This window comes from Mycobacterium sp. TH-M82 (genome assembly GCF_057473605.1).
This window is the reverse complement of record NZ_JBYCKY010000421.1, coordinates 1-1007: the sequence shown is the minus strand read 5'-3', so window position 1 is coordinate 1007 and position 1007 is coordinate 1. Positions and strand designations below refer to the sequence as shown.

Below are 1007 nucleotides of genomic sequence, written 5' to 3'. Positions count from 1 at the left end.
CGTGCCGGAGGCGTCCCTCCTCCATGGCCCGGTGCACGACCTCGTCGTTGTCGGGATCGTCGTTGAGCACCACCGCGATCACCCCGAGCTGCGTCGGGGAACCATCCGGATTGCTGCGGATGACGCCCACCGGGCAGCGCGCGTTCGCCACCAGGCGGGCGGCGGTGGGGCCCAGCAGACCGTCGGTGGCCCATCCGCGCCGCGCGGTGCCCACGGCGACCAGCGCCGCCTCCTGCGATGCGTCGACCAGGACCTGCGCCGGATCCCCCGAGAGAATCGCCGTCTCCATCTCGACCGGCTTGTGTTCGCCCCGCACGGCGGACTCCGCTTCCGACAGCGCCGTCTCGCCGCGCTCGACCTCGCGCTCGGAGGCGGGCTCGGACCCGGGTCCCGCGCCCTGGCCGGCGACGCCCTGTTCGGCGACGACATACACGAGGCGCAGCGGCAACTGCCGACTGCGCGCCTCGTCAACAGCCCATTTCGCGGCGTTGACCGCGGCCCGCGAGCCGTTGATGCCCACGACCACCGACTTGGCGTCCGGCTGGTTCATCTCGGCTCCCGGTTCATTCTGTGCCTGCATGTCAGGCTAGCGCGCCGTGGGCCGTCGCGAAGGGGCCGTTGGACCTCACCCGTGACGCCGTTCGTCCCCGCGCGAAGCGCGCCGGCCCGGCGGATGCCTCCATCACAGGCCGCTCGGGTACGTTTCCGGTGTCTCACCGGCGAGCCAGACGCTCGTCGGCTCCAGAGGTTGCAGCGCCCGGGTCCGGTCGATGTGGATCATCGCGTCGAACTGATCCGCGGGCCGCACGTGGAAGTAGTGGCTCTGCCGCTCGGTGGCGGGCAGGTAGATCACGCCGATGGCACGGCCCAGCCGGACGGTGCTCAGCGGTTCGGTGGCGCCCGGGGTGAGTCGGGCCGAGACCAGGAAGGCGGCCTTGCCGGTCTCGTGCAGGAGCTCTTCGATGCTGCCGTGCAGCGCCGGCCGCACGGCCTTGCGTTCGGCGATG

General features: G+C 72.0%; 2 protein-coding genes. Both read right to left on the bottom strand.

Features of this window, described 5'->3' with window-relative positions:
* A partial coding sequence (locus tag AC2VON_RS13095) for a universal stress protein (protein ID WP_486953353.1) occupies window positions 1-550 on the bottom strand: 550 nt, incomplete at its 3' end.
* 132 nt (window positions 551-682) lie between these two features.
* Window positions 683-1007: erythromycin esterase family protein (locus AC2VON_RS13090; RefSeq protein ID WP_486953352.1), on the bottom strand; the 325-nt coding region annotated here is incomplete at its 5' end.